This window comes from Streptomyces sp. NPDC107581 (assembly GCF_055657175.1).
Window position 1 is genome coordinate 184,133 of the sequence record NZ_JBVKBH010000006.1, and the last position, 26,805, is coordinate 210,937.

Sequence of the window (26,805 nt, forward strand, 5' to 3'; positions counted from 1 at the left end):
GTATGGACCTGTTGTGAAGGAGGTGCACATGGAGTGTGCCCTCCCGGTTCCGTCACTTGACCGATCCGGCCATCACCCCTTGCACGAAGTGCCGCTGGAACGCGAAGAACACCACCACCGGCACGATCAGGGACAGGAACGCGCCCGGGGCCAGGACGTCGATGTTGCTGCCGAACTGGCGGATCTGGGACTGGAGTTCCACGGTCAGCGGCTGGGACGAGCTGTCGGCGAAGAGCAGGGCGACCAGCATGTCGTTCCAGACCCACAGGAACTGGAAGATGGCGAGGCTGGCGATGGCCGGGCGGCCCACCGGCAGCACCAGACGGGTGAAGATGCGCCATTCGCTGCCGCCGTCCATCCGGGCCGCCTCCAGCATCTCCTTCGGCATCTCGGCGAAGTAGTTCCGCAGCAGGAAGACCGCGAAGGGAAGGCCGTAGGCGACGTGGAAGAGGACGACGCCGGGGATCGTGCCGAACAGGCCGAGCTGCCCGAAGAGTTTGGCCACCGGCAGCAGGCCGATCTGCACCGGCACCACCAGCAGGGCCACCACCAGCAGGAAGAGCGGTTCGCGGCCGGGGAAGTCCAGCCAGGCGAAGGCGTATCCGGCGAGCGCCGCGATGACGACGACCAGGGTGGTCGCCGGCACCGAGATCAGCACGGTGTTCCAGAAGGCCTGGGTCATCCCGGCGTTCTTCAGCAGCGCCGAGTAGTTGTCGAAGGAGAGCTGCCCGGGACTGGCCAGGGCGGTCCACCAGCCGCCCTTCGCCGTGTCCTGGGCCGACCGCAGCGAGGACAGGAACAGGCCCGCGAGCGGAGTGAGCCAGACCAGGCCGATCACCACCAGGAAGGCCTGCACCAGACCGTTGCCCAGGCCGCGCCTGACCGTGTTCGTCGCCGAGTTCATCGCCGGATTCATCGCTGGCTCCTTCGGAAGCGGCGGACGTTGAAGACCATCGCGGGGACCACCAGGAGCAGGAGCAGCACGCCGAGCGCGCTACCGAGGCCCTGGTTGTTGCCGCCGCCGAAGGACACGAGCCACATCTGGGTGGCCAGCACGGTGGCGTCCTCCTGCACGGGCCCCGGCGCGATGATGTAGACGAGGTCGAAGACCTTCATCACATTGATCACGAGGGTCACGAAGACCACGGTGAGGACGGGGGCGAGCAGCGGGACGGTGATGCGTCGGAAGATCTGCCACTCGTTGGCGCCGTCCACCCGCGCGGCCTCCAGCGCGTCCCGGGGCAGGGCCGACAGGCCCGCGCCGATCAGCACCATCGCGAAGCCCGTCCAGATCCACAGGTACGCGCCGATGATCGCCGGGGTGACCAGGGTGGGGCCGAGCCAGGAGACGCCCTGGTAGGGCGCCGCGAAGTTCGAACCGGGCAGCTTCACCGTGTACGTGCCCCGGTCGAGGCCCGAGAAGCGGAAGGAGCCGTCGGCCGCGGTCGTGGTGCCGGCGACCTGCTTCCCGTCGCGCAGCGCCTCGACCTTCATCCCGGGCAGGCCGCTCTCCTTCGGGTCGACCCGGCCCTGCTTCCCTCCCCCGCCGGGGGTGAAGTCCAGGTAGACGACACCGCGCACCTCGCCCGCGCCGGCCTTCCGTGCCGCGGCCGGGTAGGCCGGCGCGGCGTCCTTCGGCAGGTCCTTGGGCAGCACGCCCACCAGGCCGAGGGCGATCGTGCGGCCCGGGGACAGGTCCGCACGCGTCAGGTACGAGCCGTCCCGGCCGGGGGTGAGCCCCTGCCCGTCGCGGGCCCGGGCCGTCGGGTACGAGGAGGTCCCCGCGAAGGCGTCGTGGACGGAGACCACGGCGGCGTTGAGGACACCCTTGTCCGGGTCCTCGTCGTAGGCGAGGCGGAAGATGATGCCGGCGGCGAGGAAGGACACCGCCATCGGCATGAACAGCAGCAGCTTGAACGCCGTCGCCCAGCGGACCTTCTCCACCAGCACGGCCAGGATCAGGCCCAGGCCGGTGAGCAGGGCCGGGGCCACGACCACCCAGATCGTGGTGTTCCGGATGGCCTTGAGCGTGGCCGGGTCGCGGAACATCTCGGTGTAGTTGTCGCCGCCGACGAAGCGGGTGCCGGAGGCGTCGAAGAAGCTGCGGCCGACGGAGAACAGCACCGGGTAGACGACGAGTGCGCCAAGCAGGAGCAGGGCGGGGAAGACGAAGAGCAGGGCGACGGTCCGGGCGCGCCGCCGGCTGCGGCGCACGCGCGCCGCGCCGGCGGCCCGCGGGCCCGCCTCCTTGGACAGGAGCGTGGTGGCGGTCATCGTCGCACTCAGTCCTGGTAGGCCTTGGCCGCCGCGGTCTCCAGCTCCGCCGCGGTGCCCTTCGGGTCGGAGGGGTCGCGCAGGAAGTCCTGGAGCAGCTTCCACTCGCCCGCGCCCTTGGTGCCGCCGAAGGCCGCCGGTGCCTGGTCGGACATGTCGAAGCGGACCGAGTCGCCCGCGCCGACCAGGGACTTGGCGGTGGCCCGGGTGACGTCGTCGCTGTAGGACGCGAGGTCGAGCTTCTTGTTCGGGGAGAGGAAGCCGCCGGCCTTCGCCCACACGGCCGCGGCCTCGGGGGTGGCCAGGTACTCCAGGAGCTTCATGCCGGCCTTGGCGTTCTTGGCGTCCTTGAGGACCACGGCGGCGTCGCCGCCGCTGACCACCGGTGCGGTGCCGCCGCCGACCGGCGGGAACGGGAAGAAGTTCGCGTCCTTGCCGATGGTCTTCTGGAACTGGTCGTGGGCGACGCCGGCGACGAAGTCACCCTCGTAGACCATGCCGGCCTCGGGCTTGGGTCCGAAGACCTTCTCCACGGAGCTGGGGAAGTCGGTGTTCAGGGCCTCCTTCTGGCCGCCCGCGACCAGCTGCTTGTCCTTGAAGAGCTTGCCGAGCGTGGTGAGCGCCCGGACCACGCTCGGGTCGGTCCACTTCAGCCGGTGGGCGGCCAGGGCGTCGTACTTCTGGGGTCCGGCCTGGGAGAGGTAGATGTTCTCGAACCAGTCGGTGAGGGTCCAGCCGTCCTGCCCGGCGACGGCGAAGGCGGCGAGCCCGGAGTCGGAGACGGTGTGCCCCGCCTTGAGCATCTCGTCGTACGACTTCGGCGGCTCGACCCCGGCCTGGGCGAGGGCGTCGGGGCTGTACCAGACGGTGGACTTGTGGGCGGCCTTGAAGTAGAGGCCGTAGAGGGTGCCGTCGACGCTGCCGTACTTCTTCCAGACGGGCGCGTAGTCGGCGGTGATCGTCTGCTGGGCGGCCGGCGAGAGCGGCTTGAGCCAGCCCTTCTTCGCGAACTGCTGGAGCACGCCGACCTGCGGCACCATCACGACGTCGGGCGCGTTGCCGCCCTCGATCTTGCTGCCGACGACGGTGGAGACGTTGTCGCCGGTGGACACGAACTGGGTCTTGGCGCCGGTCTTCGCGGTGAACGCGTCCAGCACCTTCTGGAAGTTCTTCTGTTCGCTGCCGGACCAGACACCGGCCACGGTGACCGTCTGGCCGCTGAGCGCCTTGTCGCCACCGCCGGCCGAGACGGGGCCGCCGCCGCAGGCGGTCGCGCCGAGGGCCAAGGCGAGGGCGGTGCAGCTCGTGAGCAGGGTCGTACGTCGTCGCATCATCGTTGATGTCCCTTCGGGGAATGGGAGTTGACCGAAAACACCGGGGCGGATCAGAGGTCGCTCAGCCACCAGGCCGCCGTGGAGCCGGGCAGCACACCGGCCGGGCACGGACCGCTGGACAGCAGGGGGGTGCCGGAGGCCGGCGCGGGCGTGGGGGACGTACCGAAGTTCACGGCGCAGACGAGGCCGTCGCCGCGGACGAAGCCGAGGACACCCGGCGGGGTGTCCAGCCAGTGGAGCGTGCCCTCGCCCAACTGGGGGAGCGAGGAGCGGAGTTGGAGCCCGTCGCGGTACAGGTGCCAGAAGGAGCGGGTGTCGGCGAGGGCCCGGTCCGTGGCGTGCTCGGCGAACCACTCCGGCTGGGGCAGCCAGGGCTTGGCGCCCTCGGCCCCGGAGGTGAAGCCGAACGGGGAGGCCTGCCCGGACCAGGGCAGGGGCACCCGGCAGCCGTCGCGTATGCGGGCGCGGCTTCCGGTGCGGTGGAAGATCGGGTCGGTGAGCACGTCGTCGGGCAGGTCGACGACCTCGGGCAGGCCCAGCTCCTCGCCCTGGTAGATGTACGCGGCCCCGGGCAGCGCCAGCATCAGCAGCGCGGCGGCACGGGCACGGGCGGCGCCGAGGCCGCTGCCCCCGGTGGCGGGTTCGCCGTAGCGGGTGACGGTGCGGACCTGGTCGTGGTTGTTGAGGACCCAGGTGACCGTGGAGCCGGTGCCCGCGATGTCCTGCATGGCCTCGGAGATGACCTTGCGGAAGGCGTCCGCCTCCCAGGGGGCGCCGAGCAGGTCGAAGAAGAAGGCCTGGTGCAGTTCGTCCGGACGGACGTACCGCGCGTGTTCGCGGGCGGTGGGGACGGAGACCTCGCCGACCAGGAGGCGTTCGCGGCCGTCGCGGGCCGCGTACTCCTCGCACAGGGCGCGCCAGTGCCGCCACACGTCGTGCACCTCGGGCTGGTTCCAGGCGAGCGGGTTGACCGAGTCGCGGGTGCGGGCGTCGGCCTCCGGGTCGTCGGAGTCGGGCAGCCCGGGGTGCTTGTAGAGGCCGGCGGCGACGTCGATGCGGAAGCCGTCGACGCCCCGGTCGAGCCAGAAGCGCAGGGTGCGGTCGAACTCGGCGGGGACCTCGGGGGTGCGCCAGTTCCAGTCGGGCTGTTCGGGCGTGAACATGTGCAGGTACCACTGGCCGGGGCGGCCGTCGGACTCCGTGATCCGGGTCCAGGCCGGGCCGCCGAACATGGCGTGCCAGTTGTTGGGCGGCTCGGCGCCGTCCGGGCCGCGGCCGTCGGCGAAGTGGAAGCGGGCGCGGGCCGCGCTGCCCGGCCCGGCGGCGAGCGCCTCACGGAACCACGGGTGCGCGCTGGAGCAGTGGTTGGGGACGATGTCCAGGAGCACCCTGATGCCGATCCGCCGGGCGGCCGCCACCAGCAGGTCGAACTCGGCGAGGTCGCCGAAGACCGGGTCGACGTCGCAGTAGTCGGCGACGTCGTAGCCGTGGTCGTGCTGCGGCGAGGGATAGAACGGGCTCAGCCAGATCCCGTCGACGCCCAGCTTCTTCAGGTACGGCAGTCCGGCGCGGACCCCGGCGAGATCGCCGATGCCGTCGCCGGTGCTGTCCAGAAAGCTGCGGACGTAGACCTGGTAGATCACCGCGTCACGCCACCAGTGGTGCCTGTTCACCCCATTGACCTGTCTCTTGCGAAGGGCAGCTGCGAGCCAGCCGTTATGCATGCATGTTAGGTAGGCATGTCGCGAGGGTGTCAATGAAAAGAACGGTAGCTACTGCCGAGTTGGGGTGACGAATACGGACCTACTGGGGCATCGTGGAGCCAGATGAGATGTCCGCGTTACTTAACAAGTAACTATCGGCCGGAGACGGCCGCCAGCTCCCGGGCCAGTCGTCGCACCGCCGCCGCGGGCGTCTCGTGCCCGGTGAGCGCGTCGTGCACGACCGCCTGCACCACCAGGCTGACCTGGTCGTAGTGCGGGCTCTTGGGGCGCGGGGCGGCCGTGCGGACGGCCTCGCGCAGGGTCGGCAGATAGGGGAACCGCCGCACCAGATCGGGGTCTTGGTAGAGCGCGGCGCGTACCGGAGGCAGCGCGCCCCGGGTGAGCACCTGCCGCTGGACACCCTCGCTCGTCAGATACGCGATCAGCCGCGCCGCGGAATCGGGGTGCCGGGCGTGTGTGTTGACGGCCAGGTTGGAGCCGCCGAGGACGCTGGTCCCCGGCCCGTGCGGCCCGGGCAGCGGCACGGCGCCGATCCGGCCGGCGACCTCGGAGCCCCTGGCCGAGGCCACGGCGTAGGCGTAGGGCCAGTTGCGCAGGAAGAGCAGATGGCCGTCCTGGAAGGCCTGCTTGGACTCCTCTTCCTTGTACGTCAGCGCCTTCCGGGGGATCCAGCCCTCGCGGAAACCGCGGGCGAGGAAGCCGATGCCCTCGCGGGCGGCGTCCGAGTCGACGGTGACCCGGGTGCCCTCGTCGCCGAGGATCGTGCCGCCCGCCGAGTACACGGCCTCGGCCGCGTTGACGGTCAGACCCTCGTAGGACAGGAACTGGCCCGCATAGCCGTCGAGGCCGTACCGGGGCGCGATGGTCTTCGCATCGTGCTCCAGCTCGGCCCAGGTGCGCGGCGGCGGCACGCCCGCCTTGTCGAGGACGTCCTTGCGGTACAGGAGCAGTCCGGCGTTGGTGACATACGGGACGGCGTACAGCCGCCCCTCGTACGTGGCCGTGTCCACGACCGGAGGCAGGAAGCTCTTCAGCGGGAAGCGGTCCCGGGGCAGCGGGCGGATCCAGCCGGCCGCCGCGAACTCCGAGGTCCAGTTGACGTCGATGTTGAGGACGTCGAACCGGCCCCGGTCACCGCCGCGCAGGTCGGTGGTCATCTGCGCATGGGTCTCGTCCGCGGAGTCGGGCAGCTCGACGAGAGTGACCTTCTCCGCGGGATGGGTGCGGTTCCAGCCCTGCAGGAGCGGGCCGAGGTAGCCGGTGAGATCGCCGGCGGTGGCCAGGGTGAGCGGCCCGCGTCCGCCCGGGGCGCCCTCGTCGGCGTGCGCGCCGGAGGCCACGTACCCGGTGAGGACCACGGCCAGAACGAGGAGGCCCCTACCGGCGGCGCGCATCCACCGCATAGGTTCCTCCCTGAACACGTACACCCGGCCACGGGCGTCCTCGCTCGCGGTCAGAGGCCATCTATACCTGTTAGGTATGGGCGATACTAGGGCCTGGAGCACATTGAGCAGACAGGAGGACAGCACGAGTGCGCCTGCCCCTCCTGGCACTCCTCGCGCGCGGCCCGGCCCACGGATACGAGCTCAAGCAGGACCTTGAGCTCCTGCTGGGCTCCGCGTACCCTCAGCCCAACGTCGGCCAGATCTACGTGACCCTCGGCCGCCTCGAGAAGTCGGGACTGATCGAGGGCGAGGACGTCGAGCAGTCCAGCCGACCCAACAAGAAGGTCTACCAGCTCACCGACGCCGGGCGCGAGGCGCTGCACGCCTGGTTCGAGGAGACCGAGGACGAGCCGCGGGTACGGGACGAGTTCTTCATGAAACTGGCCCTCGCCCCGCAGACCGGTCTCGCCGAACAGATCGCCCTCATCAACAGACAACGGCGCCAGTACCTCAACACCATGCGCAATCTGTCGAAACTGGCCGCGGCCGAGAACCGGGACAACCGAATCGCCCATCTGCTCATCGAGGGCGCGATGCTGCACCTGCAGGCCGATCTCGACTGGCTGGAGCGGTGCCAGGAGGAACTGGAGGAGCTGGAGTGAGCGACGGCCGTCCTCCTGCGCGTGGGCTTCCTCCCGCGCATGGGGTTCCTTCCGCGCATGAGATTCCTCCCGCACACGGGCTTCGTCCTGTGCTGCGGGCCGAGGGCCTGGTGAAGACCCACCACGGCGAGGGCGCGCCCGCGCGTGCCGTGCGCGGTGTCGACCTCAGCGTCGCGCGGGGCGAGTTCGTGGCGGTCACCGGCCCGTCCGGGGCCGGGAAGTCGACGCTGCTGCACCTGCTCGGGGGGCTGCAGCGGCCGGACGAGGGCAGCATCTGGCTGGACGGCGAGTGCACCGACTCCTACAGCGAGGCGCGCTGGGCGGTGGAGCGCAGAAAGGCGATCGGCATCGTCTTCCAGTTCTTCAACCTGGTGTCGAACCTGTCGGTCGCCGACAACGTCGAGCTGCCCGCCCTGCTCGCCGGCACCCCGCCGAAGCGGGCCCGTGCCGAGCGCGAGGAGCTCCTGGCCGAGCTGGGTCTGACGGGCAAGGAGCGCAGCATGCCGGGCGAGCTGTCCGGCGGCGAGCAGCAGCGGGTCGCGCTCGCCCGCGCCCTGGTCAACCATCCGCCGCTGCTGCTGGCCGACGAGCCCGCCGGCAGCCTCGACAGCAAGGGCACCCGCGAGGTGATGCGGCTGCTGTCCCGCTTCCACGGCCGCGGGCAGAGCATCGTGCTCGTCACCCATGACGCCCGGCTGGCGAGCGCCGCCGACCGGGTCATCAGCTTCTTCGACGGACGCATAGCCGACGACGCCGCACTGGACGGCACGCCGTCGCGCCGGAGCGGCACCTCCGGTGTGCTGGAACTGAGGGACTGATGGCGCACCGACCGCCCGCGCCCGGCAGCGGGGACTGAGCCGTGCGAGCCACCCTGCGCTGGGCCCATTCCGATCTGCGCACGCACCGCGGCGAGGCGCTGTTCATCACGCTCGCCACCGCGGGCATCGTGGCCTCGCTGCTGCTGGCCACCGCCCTCTTCGGCTATGCCACCAACCCCTGGCAGCGGGTCTTCACCCAGGCCCACGGGGCACACGTGTGGATCCACACGGCCGCCTCCGCCGACGCGGGCCGGCTCGCCCGGCTGGACGGCGTCGAGTCGGTGGCCGGCCCCTACCGCACCGAGTCCGTCACCGTCGCCGTCCGCGGTACCCGCGCCTCCGTGGAGCTGCGCGGCACGCCCCGGCCGCCCTCCGTCGGCCGCCCGCTGCTCACCGCGGGGCACTGGCTGGACCCGGCCGAGCCGGACGGGGTGGTCCTGGAGGCCGGCCTGGCCCGGGCTCTGCTGGCCGAGCCCGGCGACACCTTGACGCTGCCCGGCACGGCCCGCAGCCTGACCGTCGAGGGCATCGCCGACAGCGCCGAGCCCCGGTACAGCCCCGGTGAACAGCCGGGGCTCGTCTGGGCGCTGCCGTCCGCCGTGCGCGCCCCCGGCGGCCAGGTGACGGGGCTGCGCCTGGCCGATCCGGCCGACACGGACTACGCGGTGCAGCGCGCGGTGACCGTGCTGGGGGCGGGCGCGGTCGGCGAGGTCTCCACCTGGCAACAGGCCCGGGCCGAGGCGCAGGGCGAGAACCGGCTTCTCGGGCAGGTGCTCGCCCTGTTCGGCCTGGGCGCCCTGGCCGCCGCGGGCTTCGCCGTGCACGGGGCGATCGGCACCCGTATCCGCGGCCATCTGCGGGACATCTCGGTCCTGAAGGCGATCGGTTTCACCCCCGGCCAGGTCGTGCGGATCTTCCTGCTCCAGCACCTCGCCTACGCCATGCTCGGCGCGCTGGCCGCGGCGGCGCTCACCGAAGGCCTGGGCGGCCGGGTCCCCGGGCGGATCGGCGATGCGGTGGCGGTGTGGCAGGGGCTGCCCGGGCACACCGTGGCGCTGGTCGCCGTGTCCGTGGGCGCGGTGCTGTTCATCGGTCTGACGACGGGACTCGCGGCCTGGCGGGCGGGCCGGGTGCCTCCGGTTCCGGTGCCGCGCCCCTCGGCCGCGGCGGGCGGGCGGCTGACCGGCCTGGCCCGTCAGGCCCTGGGACTGCGCCTGCCGGCCGCGCTGGTGCTCGGCTGCCACAAGGCGTTCGCGGGCCGTGGCCGGTCGCTGGCCGGAGTGGCCCGGCTGACACTGCCGCTGCTGCTGATCGTGGTGGCGCTCAGCGCCTGGACCACCATCGACCGGTTCCACAGCAGCCCGGAGCGGGTGGGCCTGCCGACGGCGCTCACGGTCCGCTCGGACGGCGGTCTGGACGATCGGGACGTACGGTCCCTGCTGGCGGCGGACCCCCGGGTCGCCGACGCCTATCCGGGCGTCGAGATGGCCGCACTGGTCCCCGGCCAGACCGGGACGATCGCCCTGCGCGGCCTGGGCACCCGTACCCGGCCGTACCCGTACACGCTCGCCGAGGGCCGGGCCGCCCGCGGACCGGACGAGGCGGTGGCCGGCCAGGGCCTGCTGGACCTGCTGCACCTACGGGTCGGCGACTGGGTGCGGATGACGGTGGGCGACCAGCCGCAGATCCTGCACATCGTCGGCCGCAGCATCGAACCGCAGAACGCCGGCCGGGTCGTGACGACCTCCCTGGACACGCTCCGCGAGAACGACCCCCGGGTCTCCCCGGCCTTCTACCAGCTGCGCCTGCACCCGGGCGCCGACCCCCGGCGGGTGGCGGCCGCACTCGCCGCGGCCGGCCACGGGCACCTGGACGTGCACGCCGTGCCGAACCCGGCCGACGGGCTGTCCCCGCTGCGCGCGGTCGTCAGCGGACTGATCGCCGTGCTCGCCCTCATCGGGCTCATCGAGCTGCTCACCGTGATCGGCGGGAGCATCCGGGAGGGCGAGCGGGACGTGCTGGCCCTCAGGGCGATCGGCATGTCCCCCCGGCAGATCACCGCGATCACCGTCACGGCGACCAGCTGTACGGCGCTGGCGGCGACGGCCGCCGGTACGGCACTGGGGCTGCCGCTGGCCCACCGGCTGATCGACGCCCAGGGCAGCTCCAGCGGCATCGGCGCCGGAATCGCCCGGTCTCCCTCGCCCGGACTGCTGCTCCTGCTGGGCGCGAGCGCCGTGCTGGGGGCCGCCGCGCTGGCCGCCCTGCCCGCGGCCCGGGCGGCACGCCGGCGGCTGGCGGACACGCTGAGCGCCGTGGCCTGATGGCCGGGCGGCTCAGGAGGAGGCGTCCTGCCACGCCTCGGGCCGCTCCCGGATCCTGGCCAGCAGCATGTCGAAGATCTTGCCGTCGAAGAGCACGCCGTTGTTCTCCGCCGGGATGCGCACGTCGTTGATCTCGGCGGTGGGGGTGCCCGGCCCCTGGGGCTCCGCGGCCCCGCCCGAGCGCTCGTACGCCTTCTCCGCGGCGGTCACGAACGAGCGGTACTTCATGGTCCTGACGGCCGAGTCGAAGGCCGGTCCGCGCAGCCCGTCGATCCGCCCCGCCAGCTTGAGCAGGTAGGCGTCGGTGAATCCGTCGACGCTCTCCTCGGGCTGGTGGGCGTAGAGCATGTCGTGGTACTCGGCGAACCTGCCCGCGTCCAGCGCGGCCCGCAGCGCGTTGACCGCCTTCTTCGAACCGCTGCCGCCGAGCCGGTCGTCCAGGAAGGAGGCGAGGGTGTACTGGGTCTTCGCCTCCCGGCGGAGGGTGGCCGCGCGCAGCTTCGGCCCGCCGCCGCCGGTCTCGAACTCCTTGCACACCGGGCAGCGCGGATCCTCGTACAGGTGGACCGTGACCTTGGCGTGCGGGTCGCCCACCGTGATGGTCGTCCCGTCCTTCTCCAGCCGCGCCGGCACGTCCTTCAGTCCGGGATAGGCCGGCTCGGCCTCCGCCGTGGCCGCGGCCCCGCGGTCCCTGGACTCGGCCGGCCGGTCCGCGGCCGCAGACGCACGGTCCTTGGACTCCGCCGACCGGTCCGTGCTCCCGCAGCCCGCCGCCGACATTCCCAGTACGGCCACCGCGGCCACCGCGGCAAACCCCCGACGCCTCATGCGCACGTCCTCCCCTTGCATTCAACGGAAACCTTAGGGGATGACCAGCGAAAACGCACAGAACAGTCGCCGCGGCGGCCATGGTTGAGGGTCAGCTGCGGCCGCGCAGCTCCCGGTACCTGGCGACGAGCGCCTTGGTCGACGAGTCCAGGCCGGGCACCTCGGCGCCCATGGTCAGAGCGGGCTCGATGCGCTTGGCGAGGACCTTGCCCAGCTCCACGCCCCACTGGTCGAAGGAGTCGATGTTCCAGACGGCGCCCTGGACGAACACCTTGTGCTCGTAGAGGGCGACGAGCTGGCCGAGCACGGACGGGGTCAGCTCACGGGCGAGGATCGTCGTCGTCGGCCGGTTGCCCTGGAAGGTCTTGTGCGGGACCAGCTCCTCGGCGACACCCTCCGCGCGGACCTCCTCGGCGGTCTTGCCGAAGGCGAGGGCCTGGGTCTGGGCGAAGAAGTTGGCCATCAGCAGATCGTGCTGCGCCCTGAGCTCACCGCTCAGTTCGGCGACCGGCTCGGCGAAGCCGATGAAGTCCGCCGGGATCAGCTTGGTGCCCTGGTGGATCAACTGGTAGTAGGCGTGCTGCCCGTTGGTGCCGGGCGTGCCCCACACGACCGGTCCGGTCTGCCACTCGACCCGCTTGCCGTCCCGCGCCACGTACTTGCCGTTGGACTCCATGTCCAGCTGCTGGAGGTAGGCGGTGAACCGGGAGAGGTAGTGGCTGTACGGCAGCACCGCGTGCGACTGGGCGTCGTGGAAGTTGTCGTACCAGATGCCCAGCAGACCCAGCAGCAGCGGGACGTTGGCCTCGGCGGGAGCGGTGCGGAAGTGCTCGTCGACCAGGCGGAAGCCGTCGAGCATCTCCCGGAAGCGGTCCGGGCCGATGGCGATCATCAGGGACAGGCCGATCGCGGAGTCGTAGGAGTAGCGTCCGCCGACCCAGTCCCAGAACTCGAACATGTTGTCCGGGTCGATGCCGAACTCGGTGACCTTCTCCGCGTTGGTCGACAGGGCCACGAAGTGCCGGGCGACCGCCTTCTCGTCGCCGAGCGCGTCCAGCAGCCAGGAGCGGGCCGAGGTCGCGTTGGTGATCGTCTCGATGGTGGTGAAGGTCTTGGAGGCGATGACGAACAGCGTCTCGGCCGGGTCCAGGTCGCGGGTGGCCTCGTGCAGGTCGGCGCCGTCCACGTTGGAGACGAAGCGGACCGTGAGGCCGCGGTCGGTGAAGCTGCGCAGCACCTCGTAAGCCATCGCGGGGCCCAGGTCGGAGCCGCCGATGCCGACGTTGATCACGTTCTTGATGCGCCGGCCGGTGTGGCCGGTCCAGGCGCCGGAGCGGACCCGCCCGGCGAAGTCGCTCATCTTGTCCAGCACGGCGTGCACGGCCGGGACGACGTTCTCCCCGTCGACCTCGACCACGGCGTCCCGCGGCGCGCGCAGGGCGGTGTGCAGCACCGCCCGGTCCTCGGTGACGTTGATCTTCTCGCCGCGGAACATGGCGTCCCGCAGGCCGAAGACGTCCGTCGCGGCGGCCAGCTCGCGCAGCAGCCGCAGCGTCTCGTCGGTGACCAGGTGCTTCGAGTAGTCGAGGTACAGGTCACCGACCTGAAGGGTGTACCCGGCGCCGCGCCGCGGATCGGCGGCGAACAGGTCCCGCAGATGGGTGCCGGCCAGCTCCTCCCGGTGCTTGGCGAGAGCGGTCCACTCGGGCGTCTGGTTGAGCCTGGTACGGCCGTCTGCGTTCATTTCCGACTTCAGCCTTCTTTCGTGCCTGTCCCAGCTGTTCCAACCTAATTGATCACCCCGGGGCGCGAGCCGTCGTGACGTCGTCGTCCGGCGCAACAACAGGTACGTCCGGCTTGCGCGCCGGTATCAGCGCGGTGACGGACAGGACGGGGAAGGCGGCCGTGAGCAGGGCCGGTGCGCCGAGGCCGCAGGCGGTGGCCACGGCGCCGCCGAACAGGGCACCCAGCGGGGCTCCGGCCGGGGTGCGGAAGGCGGAGCCGACCCGGCCGAGCATGCCGGCGGGGGCGCGCTGCCGCATCAGTGTGGTCGTGTTGACGTTCCCCGGCATGCCCGTGCAGCCGAGGACGGCGAGAGCGGCCACCAGGGCGGTCGGACTGCGCACGGTGCCCATGACGAGGAGGGCGCCGATCTGCACCGTGCCCGCGAGCAGCGCGGTCCGCCGCTGGCCGATCCCGCCCGCGATCCGCCGGCTCAGCACTCCCCCGGCCGGACCGCCGGCGATCTTCTGTCCGGTGAGCAGACGGGCGTTGGCCCTGCCGAGGGTCTGCCGGTCCACCGGGGAGGGCGGCAGGGCCGTGGCCGCGTTGTCGAACAGGGTCTGCAGCGTGGTCAGCGCCAGGGCCGCCGCGATGAGCAGGGGGCGGTAGGCCAGCGAGGCGGCGAGCAGGCGCAGCGCGGCCGTACGCAGCGCGTCGCCGAACGGGGAGAGCGCGGCAGCGCTCCACAGCCGCCCGAATCCGCCACGCCACGCGGCGCGCGCAGCCTGCCCGTCTCCCCTGTCCCGACCGCCGTCCCGACCCCCGTCACCATTCCCCCTTTACGGTTCTCGCCGTCACGAAAACCGTAAAGGGCGCCACTGACATCGGGCCGGACACCGGCGGAGGGAAACGGCACCGGCCGGACACCCGAAGGCGCCCGGCCGCACCGAAATTCCTAGATTTCGCCCCTCAGTTTGGCGAGCGCCTCGGCGAGGATCGCCTCGCCGTCCGCGTCGCTGCGCCGCTCTCTGACGTACGCGAGGTGCGTCTTGTACGGCTCGGTGCGCGGCGGGTCCGGGGGGTTGTCCCGGTCCTGGCCGGCCGGGAAGCCGCAGCGCGGGCAGTCCCAGGTCTCGGGCACCTGTGCGTCGCTGGCGAAGCTCGGCTGGGTCTCATGCCCGTTGGAGCACCAGAAGGAGATGCGCAGACGCGGCGCGGACTCGCCGCGCTCGGCCTCGCCCATCGGCCCCGCCCCGACCCGGCTTCCTCGGATCGCGTTGCCACTTGCCACGGTCGTAACTCCCTGCGTGATGGTGCCGCGAAGCGAGTCGGCGTTTCACTTCGCCGCGAGCGCCTCAGTCTACGTAAGGCCCAACGCGCGTCCAGTGATTGGAGTTACAACCCCCACATCCAGACGCAAGCCCCATGATAGGCCGCGCTCAGGGGCGCGTACCGAACATGGGGCCTTACGTGCGGAATGTATGTGCTTGTGGGACGCTGCTCGGCTGTTCGTGTGCTGTCAACCGGCCGTGCGATGTCAGCCGTTCGACTTCATCAGCATGCCGAGAACGATGATGCACGCGAACCAGAGCACACCGAGCACGATGGTGATGCGGTCGAGGTTGCGCTCGGCGACCGAGGAGCCGCCGACGGACGACTGCATGCCGCCACCGAACATGTCGGAGAGGCCGCCGCCCTTCCCCTTGTGCATCAGCACCAGCAGCATCAGCAACAGGCTGAAGACGATCAGGGCGATCGAGAACCCCAGAACCACGGCTGGACCAACTTCCTCGGATTCGGATGGACGACGGGGGCACGGCTTGAAGCCATGCCCCCGCTAGGGTACGACGGATCGTCGCTACCGCCTACTCACAGCCTGCTCACTGATCACGGAAGCGCACGATCTTGACGAACTCGTCCGCGTCCAGCGAGGCCCCGCCGACCAGGGCGCCGTCGATGTCGGCCTTCGCCATGATCTCGGCGACATTGCCGGCCTTCACGGAGCCGCCGTACTGGATGCGGACCTTGTCGGCCAGCTCCTGCGTGTACAGCTCGGCGATCTTGCCGCGGATGGCGGCGCAGACCTCCTGGGCGTCCTCGGCGCCGCAGACCTTGCCGGTGCCGATGGCCCATACGGGCTCGTAGGCGATCACGACGGTCTCGGCCTGCTCGGCCGGGAGGTCCTTCAGACCGCCCTCGACCTGGGCGAGGGTGTGGGAGACGTGGTTGCCCGCCTCGCGGACCTCCAGCTCCTCGCCGACGCACAGGATCGGGGTCAGACCGTGCTTGTAGGCGGCCTTGACCTTGGCGTTCACGACCTCGTCGGTCTCGTTGTGGTACTGGCGGCGCTCGGAGTGGCCGATGGCCACGTAGGTGCACTTCAGCTTGGCCAGCATCGGGCCCGAGATCTCGCCCGTGTAGGCGCCGGAGTCGTGCGCCGAAATGTCCTGGGCGCCGTACTTGATCTTGAGCTTGTCGCCGTCGACCAGGGTCTGCACGGAGCGCAGGTCGGTGAAGGGCGGCAGGACGGCGACCTCGACGGCCTCGTAGTCCTTGTCGGCCAGGGCGAAGGCGAGCTTCTGGACGTGCGCGATGGCCTCGAGGTGGTTGAGGTTCATCTTCCAGTTGCCCGCCATCAGCGGCGTGCGCCCAGAGAGATTGGATGGAGCCATTGAGGTCAGTCCTCCAGTGCGGCGAGGCCGGGGAGCGTCTTGCCCTCGAGGTATTCGAGGGAGGCGCCGCCACCGGTCGAGATGTGGCCGAATGCGTTCTCGTCGAAGCCCAGCGTGCGCACGGCCGCGGCGGAGTCACCGCCGCCGACGACCGTGAAGCCCGGCGAGTCGAGGAGGGCCTGGGCGACCGCCTTGGTGCCCTCGGCGTAGTCGGGGTGCTCGAAGACGCCCATGGGACCGTTCCAGAAGACGGTCCCCGCGTCGGCGAGCTTCGAGGCGTACAGCTCCCGGGCCCTGGGGCCGATGTCCAGCCCCTCCTGGTCGGCGGGGATCTTGTCCGCGTCGACCACGGTGTTCTCGGTGGGAGCCTTGGTCTTCAGGTCCGGGAACTCCCGGGAGACCACGACGTCCATGGGGAGCAGCAGCTCCACGCCGTTCTTCTCGGCGCGCTCCATGTACTCGGTGACGGCCGGGATCTGGTCCTCCTGGAGGAGGGAGATGCCGACCTCGTAGCCCTTGGCCTTGAGGAAGGTGTAGGCCATGCCGCCGCCGATGAGCAGGCGGTCGGCCTTGCCGAGCAGTTGGTCGATGACGGCGAGCTTGTCGGAGACCTTGGCGCCGCCGAGCGCGACGACGTAGGGCCGCTTGACGTCCTCGGTGAGCTTCTTCAGGACGCCGACCTCGGTGGCGATGAGGTAGCCGGCGTAGTGCGGCAGGCGGGCCGGCAGGTCGTACACGGAGGCGTGCTTGCGGTGCACCGCGCCGAAGCCGTCACCGACGTAGACGTCGGCGAGGGCCGCGAGCCGGTCGGCGAACTCGCCGCGCTCGGTGTCGTCCTTCGAGGTTTCGCCCGCGTTGAAGCGCAGGTTCTCGATGACCGCGACCTGGCCGGGCTCAAGGCCGTCCACGGCGTCGTGGGCGGCGGGGCCGACGGTGTCCTGGGCGAACGCGACCGGCGCGCCGAGCAGTTCACCGAGCCGCTCGGCGGCGGGCAGCAGCGAGAAGGCGGGGTCCGGGGCGCCCTTGGGACGGCCCAGGTGCGAGGCGACGACCACCTTGGCGCCCGCTTCGGCGAGGGCCTTGACGGTGGGCAGGACGGCGCGGATGCGGCCGTCGTCGGTGATGACGCCGTCGGCGAGCGGGACGTTGAGGTCGGCACGGACGAAGACCCGCTTGCCGTCCACGCCCGCGGAGAGAAGTTCGTCGATGGTCTTCATGAGAGGGAACTCCTGAGGAGGGCTCTTTGATCCTACGGGGCCTGATCTTCGCAGGTCGGCCGGGTCGGTCTGTACGCACGTCAGGGCCCGGACAGCGCGGCGCTGCGCTGCCCGAGCCCTGCGTCAATGCATCAGCTGCCTGCTGCGACCGATCAGAGCTGGCCGCCGACGAAGACCGTCAGGTCCACGAGGCGGTTGGAGTAGCCCCACTCGTTGTCGTACCAGCCGATGACCTTCACGTTCTTGCCCTCCTGGACCATGGTCAGGGAGGAGTCGAAGGTGCAGGAGGCCGGCTCGTTGACGATGTCGGAGGAGACGATCGCGTCCTCGGTGTACTCGAGGAGGCCCTTCAGCTCGCCCTCGGCAGCCTTCTGGAAGGCGGCGTTGACCTCTTCCTTGGTGACCTCGCGGCCGAGCTCGACGACGAGGTCGGTGACCGAGCCGGTCGGGACCGGGACGCGCATGGCGATGCCGTCCAGCTTGCCCTTGAGCTGCGGCAGGACCAGCGCGGTGGCCTTGGCGGCACCCGTGGTGGTCGGGATGATGTTCTCGGCGGCGGCACGGGCGCGGCGCAGGTCCTTGTGCGGGAAGTCCAGGATGCGCTGGTCGTTCGTGTACGCGTGCACCGTCGTCATCAGACCCTTGACGATGCCGAAGTTCTCGTCGAGGACCTTCGCCATCGGCGCCACACAGTTGGTGGTGCAGGAGGCGTTGGAGATGACGTGGTGGTTCGCCGGGTCGTACTTGTCCTGGTTGACGCCCATCACGATGGTGATGTCCTCGTCCTTGGCCGGAGCCGAGATGAGGACCTTCTTGGCACCGCCGGCGATGTGCTTGGCGGCGTCTTCCTTCTTGGTGAAGATGCCGGTCGACTCGATGACGATGTCGACGCCCAGCTCGCCCCAGGGGATGTCGGCCGGGTTGCGCTCGGAGAGCACCTTGATGGTGTGGCCGTCGACGGTGATCGTGTCGGCGGTGTGGGAGACCTCCTGCTTGAGGCGACCCAGGATGGTGTCGTACTTCAGCAGGTGAGCGGTGGTCGCGGTGTCACCCAGGTCGTTGACAGCCACAATCTCGATGTCGGCACCCTGCTCCAGCAGTGCGCGGAAGTAGTTACGCCCGATACGGCCGAAGCCGTTGATGCCTACGCGGATCGTCACGAACCGATCTCCTCGTTGGTACGCCGGCCATGCGGTGCCGGCGAGCTGTATTTGGGATGTCCCCGACCACCCCCGACCCTACCCCTCTGGGGGCCCCTGAGTGACATCGAGATGCCGCATACACGGGCAGGCTGTCCGTACCGGCCAGTAGGGTACGGACCGCCCCGGATCGGGGGTCGTTTCGCTGTCATTTGATACGTAATGCCGGGGCGCCTTGACGCTCTTTTCACTCGTTCGTGAGCGGGTCGGCTCACCTGATGAGTGCCGTCTTCGCGCACCGTTGAGAAGGGCCCCCGCTCACCTGTCGAGCGGGGGCTCCGCTCATCCGCCGAACGCGGCGAACGCCTTCTTCAGCAGAGCCGTCCGGTCGGCCGCCGAGGGCACCTGTTCCAGGCCGAAGCCGAGCAGCACGGTGTCCTTGGTGGTGACCGCTCCGTAGGTCTGGAAGAGCGCTCCGGTGCGCGTCCAGCCCTTCAGGACCGCCGGGCTGCCCGCGGGCGGCCCGGCCGCGCTCCAGGCACCCAGGGAGGTCTCGAAGCCCTCGGTCTCCTTGGCCGTGCCGCCGACGACGAGCGAGGCGTCGTCGGCGAGGACGCCGTGTCCCCCGGTGCCCGGGTCGGTGATGTAGCTGATCGAGACCTCGACGGATTTCCCTGCGTACGCGCTCAGATCGAAGCTGACCTGCTGCCAGCCGCCCGAGCTGCCGGTGAGGCTGTTCCACGAACCGGTGGTGCCGGTCGCGGTGCAGGCCTTGCCGGAGAGCGTGAGGTAGTGCTTGAGCCAGGGGTGCTCACCGATCAGGAACCCGGCTCCGCACTCGGACGGAACGGCGGTCTTCGTGGCACCGCCGGCCTCCGGGAGGGTCGTCCAGTCGTCGGCACCGACGGTGTGGATCTCGACGACCGCGTGGTCGTAGCCGGGCTCGGTGTCCCACAGCAGCTGGGTGCGCAGAGTGGGTTTGGCGGTGGCTGCGACACCGGTGAGGTCGATGGTGCGGGTGAGACGCTTGTAGGCGTCGTCGGTGTGTACGGCGGCGGCCATGGAGGAGCCGGCGTACGGGCCGTACGGGCTGACGGTCCCGGCGAACCGGCCCGCACCCGCGCTCCGGAACTGCGGGTAGCCGGCCGCGGGCAGCTCGTCCGAGGTGACGCTGTAGGTACCGGCCTTGTCGAGCGGGTTGCCGGGCGCGCCGCCGAGGACGCCGGTGTAGCCGTCGAGCGCACCGGAGCCGGTGAAGCCGGTGGCCCCCTTCGTCGACGTGCGCGAGTAGGCGCCCAGGTAGTACTGGCTGAAGTCGTCCGACAGGGTGCCGTCGCCGAGGTCGACGCTGCCGCCGGCCAGTTCACCGGCCTCGATCAGCCGGCCGCCCTCGTTGAGGTAGGCGCGCAGCTGGAGCTGGGTGGCGTTGCCCGGGCCGCTCGCGCCCGAGTAGTGCACGACCGTCCTGAAGTGCCCGAGCACGCCGAGCGCGTCCGGGGCGCCCCGGGTGGCCACGTCCCACACGATCGCCCTGTGCCCGGCCGCCTTCAGCGCGTCCACGTACGTCTGCGCCTGTGCGGCGGCCGCGCCCTCCTCGGCGACGACGAGGGTGTCCGCGCTCGGCCGCTCGGCGACGGTGTAGGTGAAGCGGGAGCTGGAGACCTTCCTGCCGCTCTTCGTCTCGCCGGTGAACCACACCTCGACCTTGTCGCCCGGCTCGCCGTCCTGCACCTTGGCCCGGTACTCGTCGAAGTAGAGGTTGTCCGCGCCGCCGTAGGTCGTGCCGCCCCTCCAGGGGCGCAGGGCCTGGTCGCGGGTGCGGCCGCCGTTGACGCGGTACTTGAGTTCCTTGTCGCGCACGGCCCTGCGGACGACCACGGACACCTGCTGGTCGGCTCCGCGGGAGTACGACGTGGAGAACGCGGCCGGGGTGAAGTCGGCGGCGCTCAGGCCGACCGAGGAGACCGGCCGGTCGGGGTGGACGGCGGTCTCGGCGACGGAGAGCGCGAACGGGACGTTCTTCTCGAACTCCTGCTGGATCAGCTTCTCGTCGTCGGGGAAGTTGAAGACCGACTGGCAGTCGTCGGGGTTCCAGGCGTCGTTCGGGTCGACGTTCGACGCGGTCTCGCAGGTCGACATCTCGGGGGTGAACATCGCCATGCCGTTGACGTTCCCGGCGTGTCCGTCCGCCTCGCCGTTGGTGGTGTAGAGCTCCGAGGAGACCTGCGAGCGGTAGCCGGGGATGGCCGGGTTGTCCGGGGTGCCGGCGAGCGCCTTGTAGAGCACGTCGTCCGGAGTGGGCGTGGCGACCTGCCAGCCGACCCCGTACAGGAGGAGTTCGGCGGCGGAGTGGTAGTTGATGCCGTACGTGAACCCGACGCGCTTCTCGAAGGCGTCGAGGGCCTTGGTCTCGGGCTCGGAACCGGGGCTCGCGCCGCGGTAGGTCTCGCTGGTCGGGTTGGGGGACGACCCCTCGTCGTCGTAGCCCCATCGGTAGGCGAAGTTGCGGTTGAGGTCGACACCGTCACCCGTGCTGATGACACCGTCGCCGTTGACGTCGCGGAGGTTCTTGCGCCACAGGCGGGTCGTGGAGTCCTTGAAGGTGTAGTCGTATCCGTCGGGATTGGCCGACAGGACGAACCACAGCTCGGTGGAGTCGACGATCTTCTTGATGCGCCGGTCCGTCGTGTACTTGTCCAGGTAGTAGTGCATCAGACGCCGGGTCATCTCCGGTGTGATCCACTCGCGCGCGTGCTGGTTGGACATGTACAGCACGGCGGGCCTGGAGCCGTCCTTCGACCGCTTCGCGTTCCTGGTCAGTTTGAGCGCGAGGATGTCCTGGCCGTCGACGGTCCTGCCGATGGATTCGACCTTGGTGAGGCCGGGGTTGGCCTGCGCGGTCCGCAGGACCTCCTCCTTGAGGCCGCCGCTTCCGCCGTAGGGCCGGAAGACGTGCTGCGAGGCGACCTCGACGCGCGCCGCGGTCTTGGCCGAGAGGGTGTGCTCGGTGAGGGTGACACCCTGCTTCTCCAGCTTTCCGGCCTGCCGGTCGGTGAGGTAGACCTCGACGGCGGTCTTCCCCTTCCGGGCCACGTGGTCGCCGAGTTCGTGGCCGTCCTGCCCGGCCTCGAGGAGCAGGGGAATCTGCTTCTGGGTGACGTCGGCACGGAAGACCTTGACCTCGTCGGGGTCGGTACGGGGTGAACTTCCGCTCTGCGCCTGGGCGATGGGTGCAAGGCTCGCTGCCCCGATCAGGAGCGCGCCGACAGCGAGGATCGATCTCGCTCTGTGTCTCATGAACCCCCCTAGCGGTGGTTCGCCACTGCGACGAACAGGTTGCCAGGCTCATGTCACATCATGATCGAGTCAAGGGCGCCTCATGGACACGCAAACGCCGGTGCCGACCACCCGAATGGGCGCCGGCACCGGCACATCGGTACGACAGCCGGGTCAGCCGCACCGGCACGTCCGGTACGGGAGCCGGGTCAGCCGCACCGGCACGTCCGGTACGGCAGCCGGGTCAGCCTGCCAGGTTGTCCGCCAGCTCCTCCGAGAGGTTGGCCTCCGTGCCCGGGATGCCGAGGTCGGAGGCGCGCTTGTCGGCCATCGCCAGCAGCCGGCGGATCCGGCCGGCGACCGCGTCCTTGGTGAGCGGCGGGTCGGCGAGCGCGCCCAGCTCCTCCAGAGAGGCCTGCTTGTGCTCCATGCGCAGCCGCCCGGCGGCCGCGAGGTGCTCGGGCACCTCGTCCCCGAGGATCTCCAGGGCCCGCTGGACCCGGGCACCGGCCGCGACCGCGGCGCGAGCCGAACGGCGCAGGTTGGCGTCGTCGAAGTTGGCGAGCCGGTTGGCGGTGGCCCGCACCTCGCGGCGCATCCGGCGCTCCTCCCAGGCCAGCACGGACTCGTGCGCACCGAGGCGGGTGAGCAGGGCGCCGATCGCGTCCCCGTCGCGCACGACCACCCGGTCCACCCCGCGCACCTCGCGGGCCTTGGCGGCGATCGAGAGCCTGCGGGCGGCACCGACCAGCGCGAGCGCGGCCTCCGGGCCCGGGCAGGTCACCTCCAGGGAGGAGGAGCGGCCGGGCTCGGTCAGCGAGCCGTGCGCCAGGAACGCCCCGCGCCAGGCCGCCTCCGCATCACAGGTGGCCCCGGAGACCACCTGCGGGGGCAGACCGCGGATCGGACGGCCGCGGCCGTCGACCAGACCCGTCTGGCGGGCCAGCTGGTCACCGCCCGCGACCACCCGCACCACGTACCGCGAGCCGCGGCGCAGCCCGCCGGGCGCCATCACGATCAGCTCGGAGCTGTGGCCGAAGATCTCCAGGATGTCCCGCTTGAGCCGGCGGGCCGCCATCGCGGTGTCCAGCTCCGCCTCGATCACGATGCGCCCGCTCACCAGATGAAGGCCGCCGGCGAACCGCAGAATGGCGGAGACCTCCGCCTTCCTGCAGCAGGTCCGGGTGACGGGGAGCCGGGAGATCTCGTCCTTCACCGCTGCCGTCATCGCCATGGGCCGATCCTTCCATGCATCCGAAAAATACGGTCGTACGCGGCGGCCAGCAGCTCCGGATCGTGCCGGGGACTGCCGTCGGTCCGGGCCACCGGCGCCAGCTCGACCGCGGCCCCCAGCCGCTTGGCGGCCTCGGTGAGCGAGTCGCGGTCGGGCACCGCGGCCTCGTCGGCCAGCACCACGTCCAGGGCGAGTTTAGGGGCGTGTCGCCCCAAAACCTCCAAATGACGCTGCGGTGAGAAGCCCTCGGTTTCTCCGGGCTGCGGGGCGAGGTTCAGGGAGAGCACACGGCGTGCCTTGGTCTCGGTGAGGGCGTCCAGCAACTCGGGCACGAGCAGGTGCGGGATGACCGAGGAGAACCAGGAGCCGGGGCCGAGCACCACCCAGTCCGCATCCAGGACCGCCGCGACGGCCTCCGGGACGGCGGGCGGGTCGTGCGGCACGAGGTGCACGGACTGCACCTCGCCGGGGGTGAGGGCGACGGTCGCCTGCCCGCGCACGGTGTCCACGTCCTCCGGGCGCGCCGGGTCGTGCCCCTTGACCAGGGCCTGCAGCTCCAGCGGTACGGCGGACATGGGCAGCACCCGGCCGTGGGCGCCGAGCAGCTTGCCGACCAGGTCCAGGGCCTGGACGTGGTCGCCGAGCTGCTCCCACAGGGCGACGATGAGCAGGTTGCCGACCGCGTGGTCGTGCAGGTCGCCCTGGGAGGTGAAGCGGTGCTGGATGACCCGGGCCCAGGTCTGGCCCCAGTCGTCGTCGCCGCACAGCGCGGCCAGCGCCTTGCGCAGGTCGCCGGGCGGCAGCACACCGAGCTCGTCACGCAGTCGCCCGCTGGAGCCGCCGTCGTCGGCCACCGTGACGACGGCGGTGAGGTCGCCGGTGATCCGGCGCAGCGCGGCGAGCGAGGCGGACAGGCCCATGCCGCCGCCCAGGGCGACGACCTTGGGCTGGGCGCCGCGCCGGCGGGCCCGGCCGCCACGGACCTCGGCGGGGCGGGCCGCCCGCGACTCGGCCGCGGCACGGCTCGAGCGGCTCTCCGGCACCACCCGGCGCAGCCTGCTCAGCCGCGATGTTCGTTCCGTCATTCCCGTCCCATGTCCCGGTGTACGACCACCGTCTCCACACCCTCGGCCGCGAGGCGCGCGGCGAGCTTCTCCGACACCGCGACCGAGCGGTGCTTGCCGCCGGTACAGCCGATGGCGATCGTCACATAGCGCTTGCCCTCACGGCGGTACCCGGTCGCGATCAGCCGCAGCAGCTCGGCGTACCGGTCGAGGAACTCCTTGGCGCCGGGCTGGTTGAAGACATAGGCCGACACCTCCTCGTTGAGGCCGGTGAAGGGGCGCAGCTCCGGGACCCAGTGCGGGTTGGGCAGGAACCGCATGTCCGCCACCAGGTCCGCGTCGACCGGCAGGCCGTACTTGAAGCCGAAGGACATCACGGTGGCCCGCAGCTCGGGCTCCTCCTCGCCGGCGAACTGGGCGTCCATCTTGGCGCGCAGCTCGTGCACGTTGAGGCTGGAGGTGTCGATCACCAGGTCGGCGTCGCCGCGCAGCTCGCGCAGCAGTTCGCGCTCGGCCGCGATGCCGTCGACGATCCGGCCGTCGCCCTGGAGGGGGTGCGGGCGGCGCACCGACTCGAAGCGGCGTACCAGGGCCTCGTCGGAGGACTCCAGGAAGACGATCCGCCGGGTGACGTTCCGGGTGGCGAGGTCGGCGAGGGATTCGCGCAGGTTGTCGAAGAAGCGCCGGCCTCGGACGTCGACGACGACCGCGATCCGCGCCACATTGCCCTGGGAACGGGCGCCCAGCTCCACCATGGTCGGGATCAGGGCCGGCGGGAGGTTGTCCACGACGAACCAGCCGAGGTCCTCCAGACACTTCGCGGCCGTCGACCGGCCCGCTCCGGACATGCCGGAGATGATCACCAGCTCGGGGATGGCCGCTTCGGGGGCGCCGGCCGGTGCGGCGTCCGTGTTCACCTGTGCTCCGTCGTCCTGGACCGCTTGCTGCGGTTCCTGTGCGGTTGTCTGTTCTCGGTCCGCTGCTGGCTGTGCGTCGTGCTCGTTCATGTCTCCTGCCCCCGTCGTTCGTCCGGGAGGCCCGCGGTTACGGGCTCCCCCGAGGAACCCCCCGTCGTATCGGGTTCCTCGTCCTCAATGATCTCTCCCGTCGCCGTGTTCACGGCGGGCGCGGCCGGGGCCGCCCGGGCGAGGGTCGCGGCGATGGTCTCGGCCGTCTTGCGGCCTATGCCGGGCACCTGCTGGATCTGTTCGATTGTGGCGGACCGCAGCTTCTTCACCGAGCCGAAATGCTTGATGAGCGCCTGTTTGCGGGTATCGCCGAGGCCGGGCACGTCGTCCAGCGGGCCGGAGCGGAAGCGTTTGGCGCGTTTGGTGCGCTGATAGGTGATCGCGAAGCGGTGGGCCTCGTCGCGGACGCGCTGGAGCAGGTACAGGCCCTCGCTGGTGCGGGGCAGGACCACCGGGTCGTCCTCGCCGGGCATCCAGACCTCCTCCAGGCGCTTGGCGAGCCCGCAGACGGCGATGTCGTCGATGCCCAGCTCGTCCAGCGCCCGCCGGGCCGCCGCGACCTGCGGCTGACCGCCGTCGACCACGACGAGCTGGGGCGGGTAGGCGAACTTCCGGGGGCGCCCGTCGTCGTCCTTGAGGGAGGAGACGGTGAGCGGGTCGCCGTCGGCCAGAGGGCTCTCACCATCGGCGAGGGGGCCGTCGCCGTCGGTAAGGGGGCCGTCGGTGAGAGTGTTCTCGCCGTCGGCCCACTCCCCCGTCCGCTCCTTCTCGGCGAGATAGCGCCGGAAGCGGCGAGTGATCACCTCGTGCATGGACCGCACGTCGTCCTGACCCGCGAAGCCCTTGATCTGGAAGCGGCGGTACTCGCTCTTGCGCTGCAGACCGTCCTCGAAGACGACCATGGAGGCGACCACGTCGTCGCCCTGCAGATGCGAGATGTCGTAGCACTCGATCCGCAGGGGGGCGCTGTCCAGGTCGAGAGCCTCGGCGATCTCCTCCAGGGCACGCGAGCGCGTGGTCAGGTCGGAGGCGCGCTTGGTCTTGTGCAGGGCGAGGGCCTGCTGGGCGTTGCGCTGCACGGTCTCCATGAGCGCCTTCTTGTCACCGCGCTGCGGGATGCGCAACGAGACGTTCGACCCGCGGCGGCCGGTCAGCCACTCCTGGACCGGCTCGACCGGCTCGGGAAGCGCCGGGACCAGGACCTCCTTGGGGACGCCGTCCCCGGTCTCCTCGCCGTACAGCTGCTGCAGGGCGTGCTCGACGAGGGCGCCGGTGGTGACCTCCTCGACCTTGTCGGTCACCCAGCCGCGCTGGCCGCGCACCCGGCCGCCGCGCACATGGAAGATCTGCACGGCCGCCTCCAGCTCGTCCTCCGCGACCGCGATGAGGTCGGCGTCGGTCGCGTCGGCGAGCACGACCGCGTTCTTCTCCATGGCCTTCTTCAGGGCTTCGATGTCGTCGCGCAGGCGGGCCGCCCGCTCGTACTCCATCTCCTCGGCCGCCTCCGTCATCTGCTTCTCCAGCCGGCGGAGGTAGGTGCCGGTGCGGCCCGCCATGAAGTCGCAGAACTCCTCGGCCAGGTCCAGGTGGTCCTCGGGGGTGATCCGGCCGACACAGGGGGCGGAGCACTTGCCGATGTAGCCGAGCAGACACGGGCGGCCGGTGCGGGCGGCGTTCTTGAAGACACCCGCGGAGCAGGTGCGCACCGGAAAGACCCGCAGCAACAGGTCGACGGTGTCCCGGATGGCCCATGCATGGCCGTACGGACCGAAGTACCTGACGCCCTTCTTCTTGTGACCGCGCATCACCTGCACGCGCGGGAACTCCTCGTTCATCGTCACCGCGAGGTACGGGTAGCTCTTGTCGTCGCGGTACTTGACGTTGAACCGGGGGTCGTACTCCTTGATCCAGGAGTACTCCAGCTGCAGCGCCTCGACCTCCGTGGACACCACGGTCCACTCCACGGACGCGGCGGTGGTGACCATCGTCCGGGTGCGCGGGTGCAGGTTCGCCAGGTCCTGGAAGTAGTTCGCCAGGCGCTGGCGCAGGCTCTTCGCCTTTCCGACGTAGATCACCCGGCGGTGCTCGTCACGGAACCTGTACACCCCCGGGGAGTCCGGGATCTCACCCGGCCTGGGGCGGTAGCTGGAGGGATCGGCCATGT

The 26,805-nt window shown here is 70.9% G+C and carries 21 protein-coding genes; 3 read left to right on the forward strand and 18 right to left on the reverse strand.

What is annotated here, in order from left to right:
• Nucleotides 1–52 precede the first annotated feature (52 nt).
• The 5 genes from ACZ7P3_RS17040 to ACZ7P3_RS17060 form a co-directional block, all read right to left on the reverse strand.
• Nucleotides 53–916, reverse strand: a complete 864-nt coding sequence (locus ACZ7P3_RS17040) for a carbohydrate ABC transporter permease (RefSeq protein ID WP_472082328.1) — start codon at nucleotides 914–916, stop codon at nucleotides 53–55.
• The gene (locus tag ACZ7P3_RS17045; protein ID WP_472082330.1) at nucleotides 913–2,274 is read right to left on the reverse strand and encodes an ABC transporter permease; all 1,362 of its coding nucleotides are present in this window, start codon (nucleotides 2,272–2,274) and stop codon (nucleotides 913–915) included. The genes ACZ7P3_RS17040 and ACZ7P3_RS17045 overlap by 4 nt, the downstream gene beginning before the upstream one ends.
• Nucleotides 2,275–2,282: 8 nt before the next feature.
• A complete protein-coding gene (locus ACZ7P3_RS17050) occupies nucleotides 2,283–3,608 on the reverse strand; it encodes an ABC transporter substrate-binding protein (protein ID WP_472082332.1) in 1,326 nt (441 codons plus the stop codon).
• Between the two features lie 50 nt (nucleotides 3,609–3,658).
• Nucleotides 3,659–5,332 carry a glycoside hydrolase family 13 protein gene (locus ACZ7P3_RS17055; RefSeq protein ID WP_472082334.1) on the reverse strand — a complete coding sequence of 558 codons (1,674 nt, stop codon included), beginning with the start codon at nucleotides 5,330–5,332 and terminating at the stop codon, nucleotides 3,659–3,661.
• Between the two features lie 131 nt (nucleotides 5,333–5,463).
• Nucleotides 5,464–6,735, reverse strand: a complete 1,272-nt coding sequence (locus ACZ7P3_RS17060; protein WP_472082336.1) for an ABC transporter substrate-binding protein — start codon at nucleotides 6,733–6,735, stop codon at nucleotides 5,464–5,466.
• 128 nt (nucleotides 6,736–6,863) lie between these two features.
• On the opposite strand from ACZ7P3_RS17060, the gene ACZ7P3_RS17065 reads away from it, so the two are divergent.
• The 3 genes from ACZ7P3_RS17065 to ACZ7P3_RS17075 all read left to right on the forward strand — a co-directional run bounded on the left by ACZ7P3_RS17065 (nucleotide 6,864) and on the right by ACZ7P3_RS17075 (nucleotide 10,521).
• Nucleotides 6,864–7,379 carry a PadR family transcriptional regulator gene (locus ACZ7P3_RS17065; protein WP_472082338.1) on the forward strand — a complete coding sequence of 172 codons (516 nt, stop codon included), beginning with the start codon at nucleotides 6,864–6,866 and terminating at the stop codon, nucleotides 7,377–7,379.
• 89 nt (nucleotides 7,380–7,468) lie between these two features.
• Nucleotides 7,469–8,197 (forward strand): ABC transporter ATP-binding protein, encoded by a 729-nt coding sequence (locus tag ACZ7P3_RS17070; RefSeq protein ID WP_472082340.1) that lies wholly within the window; start codon nucleotides 7,469–7,471, stop codon nucleotides 8,195–8,197.
• A gap of 41 nt (nucleotides 8,198–8,238) precedes the next feature.
• Nucleotides 8,239–10,521 carry an FtsX-like permease family protein gene (locus ACZ7P3_RS17075; RefSeq protein WP_472082343.1) on the forward strand — a complete coding sequence of 761 codons (2,283 nt, stop codon included), beginning with the start codon at nucleotides 8,239–8,241 and terminating at the stop codon, nucleotides 10,519–10,521.
• Between the two features lie 12 nt (nucleotides 10,522–10,533).
• On the opposite strand, the gene ACZ7P3_RS17080 is transcribed toward ACZ7P3_RS17075, so the two are convergent.
• The 13 genes from ACZ7P3_RS17080 to uvrC form a co-directional block, all read right to left on the reverse strand.
• Nucleotides 10,534–11,349: a DsbA family protein gene (locus tag ACZ7P3_RS17080; protein ID WP_472082345.1), complete on the reverse strand. Its 816-nt coding sequence runs from the start codon at nucleotides 11,347–11,349 to the stop codon at nucleotides 10,534–10,536.
• Between the two features lie 91 nt (nucleotides 11,350–11,440).
• Nucleotides 11,441–13,093 (reverse strand): glucose-6-phosphate isomerase, encoded by a 1,653-nt coding sequence (gene pgi, locus ACZ7P3_RS17085; RefSeq protein WP_472082347.1) that lies wholly within the window; start codon nucleotides 13,091–13,093, stop codon nucleotides 11,441–11,443.
• 52 nt (nucleotides 13,094–13,145) lie between these two features.
• Nucleotides 13,146–13,649: a hypothetical protein gene (locus tag ACZ7P3_RS17090; RefSeq protein ID WP_472082349.1), complete on the reverse strand. Its 504-nt coding sequence runs from the start codon at nucleotides 13,647–13,649 to the stop codon at nucleotides 13,146–13,148.
• Nucleotides 13,650–14,026: 377 nt separating this feature from the next.
• Nucleotides 14,027–14,362: an RNA polymerase-binding protein RbpA gene (locus ACZ7P3_RS17095; RefSeq protein ID WP_003976875.1), complete on the reverse strand. Its 336-nt coding sequence runs from the start codon at nucleotides 14,360–14,362 to the stop codon at nucleotides 14,027–14,029.
• Between the two features lie 246 nt (nucleotides 14,363–14,608).
• Nucleotides 14,609–14,845 carry a preprotein translocase subunit SecG gene (gene secG, locus ACZ7P3_RS17100; protein WP_472082352.1) on the reverse strand — a complete coding sequence of 79 codons (237 nt, stop codon included), beginning with the start codon at nucleotides 14,843–14,845 and terminating at the stop codon, nucleotides 14,609–14,611.
• 106 nt (nucleotides 14,846–14,951) lie between these two features.
• Complete coding sequence (tpiA, locus tag ACZ7P3_RS17105) at nucleotides 14,952–15,707, reverse strand: triose-phosphate isomerase (protein ID WP_472082971.1); 756 nt, start codon at nucleotides 15,705–15,707, stop codon at nucleotides 14,952–14,954.
• A gap of 41 nt (nucleotides 15,708–15,748) precedes the next feature.
• A complete protein-coding gene (locus tag ACZ7P3_RS17110; protein ID WP_472082354.1) occupies nucleotides 15,749–16,960 on the reverse strand; it encodes a phosphoglycerate kinase in 1,212 nt (403 codons plus the stop codon).
• Between the two features lie 152 nt (nucleotides 16,961–17,112).
• Nucleotides 17,113–18,120: a type I glyceraldehyde-3-phosphate dehydrogenase gene (gene gap / locus ACZ7P3_RS17115; RefSeq protein ID WP_472082356.1), complete on the reverse strand. Its 1,008-nt coding sequence runs from the start codon at nucleotides 18,118–18,120 to the stop codon at nucleotides 17,113–17,115.
• 321 nt (nucleotides 18,121–18,441) lie between these two features.
• Entirely contained in the window at nucleotides 18,442–21,396 is a 2,955-nt protein-coding gene (locus ACZ7P3_RS17120) for a M14 family metallopeptidase (RefSeq protein WP_472082358.1), read from the reverse strand.
• 223 nt (nucleotides 21,397–21,619) lie between these two features.
• The gene (whiA, locus tag ACZ7P3_RS17125; RefSeq protein WP_030642347.1) at nucleotides 21,620–22,609 is read right to left on the reverse strand and encodes a DNA-binding protein WhiA; all 990 of its coding nucleotides are present in this window, start codon (nucleotides 22,607–22,609) and stop codon (nucleotides 21,620–21,622) included.
• Complete coding sequence (locus ACZ7P3_RS17130; RefSeq protein ID WP_472082360.1) at nucleotides 22,600–23,694, reverse strand: gluconeogenesis factor YvcK family protein; 1,095 nt, start codon at nucleotides 23,692–23,694, stop codon at nucleotides 22,600–22,602. The genes whiA and ACZ7P3_RS17130 overlap by 10 nt, the downstream gene beginning before the upstream one ends.
• Nucleotides 23,691–24,680: an RNase adapter RapZ gene (gene rapZ, locus ACZ7P3_RS17135; protein WP_472082362.1), complete on the reverse strand. Its 990-nt coding sequence runs from the start codon at nucleotides 24,678–24,680 to the stop codon at nucleotides 23,691–23,693. Before rapZ ends, ACZ7P3_RS17130 begins: the two co-directional genes overlap by 4 nt.
• Complete coding sequence (gene uvrC, locus ACZ7P3_RS17140) at nucleotides 24,677–26,803, reverse strand: excinuclease ABC subunit UvrC (RefSeq protein WP_472082364.1); 2,127 nt, start codon at nucleotides 26,801–26,803, stop codon at nucleotides 24,677–24,679. The genes rapZ and uvrC overlap by 4 nt, the downstream gene beginning before the upstream one ends.
• Nucleotides 26,804–26,805 lie beyond the last annotated feature (2 nt).

Bases quoted from the DNA above. Each gene is read 5' to 3' on its own strand.
- ACZ7P3_RS17040 (WP_472082328.1), bottom strand. From the start codon at position 916: ATGAATCCGGCGATGAACTCGGCGACGAACACGGTCAGGCGCGGCCTG.
- ACZ7P3_RS17045 (WP_472082330.1), bottom strand. From the start codon at position 2,274: ATGACCGCCACCACGCTCCTGTCCAAGGAGGCGGGCCCGCGGGCCGCC.
- ACZ7P3_RS17050 (WP_472082332.1), bottom strand. From the start codon at position 3,608: ATGATGCGACGACGTACGACCCTGCTCACGAGCTGCACCGCCCTCGCC.
- ACZ7P3_RS17055 (WP_472082334.1), bottom strand. From the start codon at position 5,332: ATGCATAACGGCTGGCTCGCAGCTGCCCTTCGCAAGAGACAGGTCAAT.
- ACZ7P3_RS17060 (WP_472082336.1), bottom strand. From the start codon at position 6,735: ATGCGGTGGATGCGCGCCGCCGGTAGGGGCCTCCTCGTTCTGGCCGTG.
- ACZ7P3_RS17080 (WP_472082345.1), bottom strand. From the start codon at position 11,349: ATGAGGCGTCGGGGGTTTGCCGCGGTGGCCGCGGTGGCCGTACTGGGA.
- pgi (WP_472082347.1), bottom strand. From the start codon at position 13,093: ATGAACGCAGACGGCCGTACCAGGCTCAACCAGACGCCCGAGTGGACC.
- tpiA (WP_472082971.1), bottom strand. From the start codon at position 15,707: ATGGCGGGCAACTGGAAGATGAACCTCAACCACCTCGAGGCCATCGCG.
- ACZ7P3_RS17110 (WP_472082354.1), bottom strand. From the start codon at position 16,960: ATGAAGACCATCGACGAACTTCTCTCCGCGGGCGTGGACGGCAAGCGG.
- ACZ7P3_RS17120 (WP_472082358.1), bottom strand. From the start codon at position 21,396: ATGAGACACAGAGCGAGATCGATCCTCGCTGTCGGCGCGCTCCTGATC.
- whiA (WP_030642347.1), bottom strand. From the start codon at position 22,609: ATGGCGATGACGGCAGCGGTGAAGGACGAGATCTCCCGGCTCCCCGTC.
- ACZ7P3_RS17130 (WP_472082360.1), bottom strand. From the start codon at position 23,694: ATGACGGAACGAACATCGCGGCTGAGCAGGCTGCGCCGGGTGGTGCCG.
- rapZ (WP_472082362.1), bottom strand. From the start codon at position 24,680: ATGAACGAGCACGACGCACAGCCAGCAGCGGACCGAGAACAGACAACC.
- uvrC (WP_472082364.1), bottom strand. From the start codon at position 26,803: ATGGCCGATCCCTCCAGCTACCGCCCCAGGCCGGGTGAGATCCCGGAC.